This is a genomic window from Nocardia sp. NPDC060220 (assembly GCF_042727815.1).
In the GTDB taxonomy this organism is placed as follows: domain Bacteria; phylum Actinomycetota; class Actinomycetes; order Mycobacteriales; family Mycobacteriaceae; genus Nocardia.
Genome location: NZ_JBHWZY010000756.1, coordinates 1 through 3418, shown reverse-complemented (window position 1 = coordinate 3418; position 3418 = coordinate 1). Strand labels below are relative to the sequence as shown.

Below are 3418 nucleotides of genomic sequence, written 5' to 3'. Positions count from 1 at the left end.
TCGTCGTACGGGGTGATCACCGACATCCGGGTGATGTTGAGATGCTTGATCGCTTCCACCAAGGCGCCGGAGGTGGTCACCGCATCCGGTGCGCCGGCCAGGCAGATCGTTTCCCGCAGGGATCGTTCGTAGGCGAGACCGTTGATGAAACTGCCCGAAGTACACAGGTAGGCAACGACTTCCGGTTCCACGTGCAGCACGTCGTGGGTGGCCGCCGTGAGATGCAGCGGATTGGACACGAGTTCGGCCATCGCCAGGGATACCGGCACCGGTTCATAGGGTGTGCGGGCCAGGTGCAGACTCACCTCGAGGGGCGCCCACCGCCACAGTTCCCGTTCGAGGGCCAGGTCGAACGGCGCGATCACGCCGATACCTCGTTGGGCTACCGGCCCGTCGATGTCCGGGAAGCTGAACTCCACTGCGGCCCCTCTCGCGCTCAGCCGGGCAGACCTCCGAACACGATCGGATTGTTGACAATCATACGATCTGATCGTACGGTGTCAATGTGGAAAACGGGCCGATTGTCACCGTCCTACATCGTGACAGCCTGCCCGAATCAGACCTCATGGCCCCCGTTGCCGAGCGCGCCGACGTGCGCTACACCGAGGCCGACGGGCTCGCCGACGCGCTACACGGCGCCGATGTGCTGTTCGTCTACGACTTCCAGACTCGCGCCGTTCCCGGTGCGTGGCCCAGCGCCGATCGCCTGCGCTGGCTGCACATGGGCGGTGTGGGCGTGGACCCGGTGATGTTCCCGGAGCTGCGCGCGTCCGAGGTGGTGGTCACCAACACCCGCAATGTCTTCGATACGGCCATCGCCGAATACGTCCTCGGACAGATCATCTCGTTCGCCAAGGACCTGCCCGGCTCGATCCGGTTGCAGCAGCGGCACGAGTGGCGACACCGCGAATCCGAACGCGTGGCCGGGACCACGGCACTGATCGTCGGGACCGGCTCGATCGGCCGCACCACCGCGCGATTGCTGCGCGCCGCGGGCATGACGGTGCGCGGGGTCGGGCGCCGCGCCCGCTCCGGCGACCCGGATTTCGGCACCATCAGCGACGACCTGCACGCCGAACTGCCCGGCGCGGACTACGTGATCGCGATCGCGCCGCTCACCGCGCAGACCCGGCACATGTTCGATGCCGCCGCGTTCGCGGCCATGAAACCGCATGCCAGGTTTGTCAATGTCGGGCGCGGGGAATCAGTGGTTACCGACGATCTCGTAGCCGCGCTCGGCAACGGTTCGATCGCCGCGGCCGCACTGGACGTGGTGGATCCGGAACCGCTGCCCGCGGACCATCCGCTCTGGGATCTTCCGAATGTGGTGCTCACGCCACACAATTCGGGTGATTTCCACGGCTGGCGCACCGAGATCGTCCGCGCATTCACCGACAATTTCGGCAGGTGGGCAGCCGGACTGCCGCTGGACAACGTTGTCGACAAGACGCTCGGGTACGTGCCCGGCTGAAGGAGCCCCGCCATGACGCAGCCCGATCTCCCCACCGATCCCACCGTGATGACGGCGGTTCAGCTGGTCTCGGCCTATGCGGCCGGGCAGCTGTCCCCCGTCGAGGCAGCGCAAGCCTGCCTGGATGTCATCGCGGCCCGCGACGGCGCGCTCAACGCGTTCTGCCTGGTCGATCCGGACCGGGCGCTGGTGCAGGCGAAGGACTCCGAGGCGCGCTGGCAGTCGGGCCATCCACGCGGGTTACTCGACGGCGTGCCGATTTCCATCAAGGACATCTTTCTGACCGAAGGCTGGCCGACCCTGCGTGGTTCCACCTGCGTCGACGCGGGCGGGCCGTGGCTGGTGGACAGTCCGGTCGCCGCTCGACTGCGCGAGGACGGGATGGTGTTCGTCGGCAAGACGACCACCCCGGAGATCGCCTGGAAGGGCGTCACCGACAGTCCGCTCACCGGCGTCACCCGCAATCCCGCCGATCCCGCGACGACCGCGGGCGGATCGTCCGGTGGCAGCGCGGCGGCGGTGGCGGGTGGGATGACGCCGGTGTCGGTGGGCACCGACGGTGGCGGCAGCATCCGTATTCCGGCCTCGTTCTGCGGGATCGTCGGCTTCAAACCGACGCACGGGCGGGTGCCGCTCTACCCGGCCAGCCCATTCGGGCCCCTCGCCCATGCCGGGCCGATGACGCGCACCGTCGAGGACGCGGCGCTGCTGATGGATATCCTGTCGCTGCCGGATCCGCGTGACCCGACCGCGCTGGCGCCCACCTTGACGACCTTCCGCAGTCAGATGCAGCGGGATGTGCGCGGGCTGTCGGTCGGCTACTCCGCCACGCTCGGGTACGCACAGGTGGACCCCGAGGTGGCCCAGATCGTCGAGCGCGCGGTGCAGCGGTTGGCCGCGGCCGATCTGACCATCGATGCGGTCGATCCCGGATTCGCCGACCCGCGCGAGGCCTTCGAAACCCTGTGGGCGGCGGGTGCGGCAACCATGCTGTCGAAGTTCCCGGCCAAGTCCCGGGCGAAGGTGGATCCCGGCTTGGGCGCGGTCTGGGCTCGCGGCGAAGCTGTCAGCGCCGTGGACTATCTCGACGCCCGCCATGTCGCGGCGGAAGTCGGTATCACGATGGGCACCTTCCACACCGCATACGACGTCCTGATCACCCCGACCATGCCGATCACCGCGTTCGAGGCCGGACACGATGTGCCGCCGGGCAGCGGACTGCGCGGCTGGCCGGACTGGACCCCGTTCACCTACCCGTTCAATATGACGCAGCAGCCCGCCATCAGCATCCCGGTCGGCACGACTCGCACCGGAATGCCGGTGGGCTTACAGATCGTGGGACCCCGGCACTCCGATGACTTGATCCTCGCGGTGGCCAGGCACGCCGAGTTCGTGCTGAACTCCTGAAATATCTAGGGCGCTCACCTCTTTCGACGCCGCCGAGGGATTCGACGGCGTCGGAGCGGTCGCTCTGTCAGGCGCGGGCGAAAGCCAGCGTCTCACCCTCGACACCGCGCAACCACAACCCGTTGCAGGCGGCCGCCAAGTCCGCGAGACCGTCCTCGATGGTGGCGAAGACGCTGCCGGGAACCCAGCCGAGGTCGCCGTTGATCAGGAGATTGTTGCGGCCGTAGAACAGGGCGAGGTCGGTGGCGCCCTGGGCGTGATGGGCGGCGGAGCCCGGTTCGTAGCCGTAGGCGGGGTTGCCGATTTCCCACGGTTCGAAGTCGAAGAGGCAGACGTCGCCGGGAATCGGTGTGACGGTGGGGTTTTCGCGATGCGGGGCCGCGGTGATGCGGGGCACCAGCGCGTAGACCTCGTTGCGGGCGTATTTGGCGTGGAAGGCGTCGCCCTCCTGCGGGAGCGCATCCCAGACGGCGGCACACGTGCGCGGAGCCTCGTCGTCGAGCAGGCGCGCGCGGCAGGTGACGCCGGCTTCGGTGAGGG

The 3418-nt window shown here is 68.1% G+C and carries 3 protein-coding genes and 1 pseudogene; 2 read left to right on the top strand and 2 right to left on the bottom strand.

Annotated elements, in window-relative coordinates; translation table 11 throughout:
- A pseudogene (locus ACFWF3_RS29070) lies at positions 1–419 on the bottom strand (Asp/Glu/hydantoin racemase); the annotation flags it as partial.
- An 86-nt stretch (positions 420–505) separates the two neighbouring features.
- Between ACFWF3_RS29070 and ACFWF3_RS29065 the strand changes: the two are divergent.
- Together ACFWF3_RS29065 and ACFWF3_RS29060 are read left to right on the top strand one after the other, a co-directional pair.
- Positions 506–1471 (top strand): D-2-hydroxyacid dehydrogenase, encoded by a 966-nt coding sequence (locus tag ACFWF3_RS29065; protein ID WP_378995255.1) that lies wholly within the window; start codon positions 506–508, stop codon positions 1469–1471.
- Between the two features lie 12 nt (positions 1472–1483).
- Complete coding sequence (locus ACFWF3_RS29060; RefSeq protein WP_379316748.1) at positions 1484–2878, top strand: amidase; 1395 nt, start codon at positions 1484–1486, stop codon at positions 2876–2878.
- A gap of 67 nt (positions 2879–2945) precedes the next feature.
- On the opposite strand, the gene ACFWF3_RS29055 is transcribed toward ACFWF3_RS29060, so the two are convergent.
- The coding region (locus tag ACFWF3_RS29055) for a DUF3830 family protein (RefSeq protein ID WP_379316746.1) at positions 2946–3418 on the bottom strand (473 nt) is incomplete at its 5' end.

Coding starts and splice junctions, on each gene's coding strand:
- ACFWF3_RS29060 (WP_379316748.1), top strand. CDS start 1,484: ATGACGCAGCCCGATCTCCCCACCGATCCCACCGTGATGACGGCGGTT.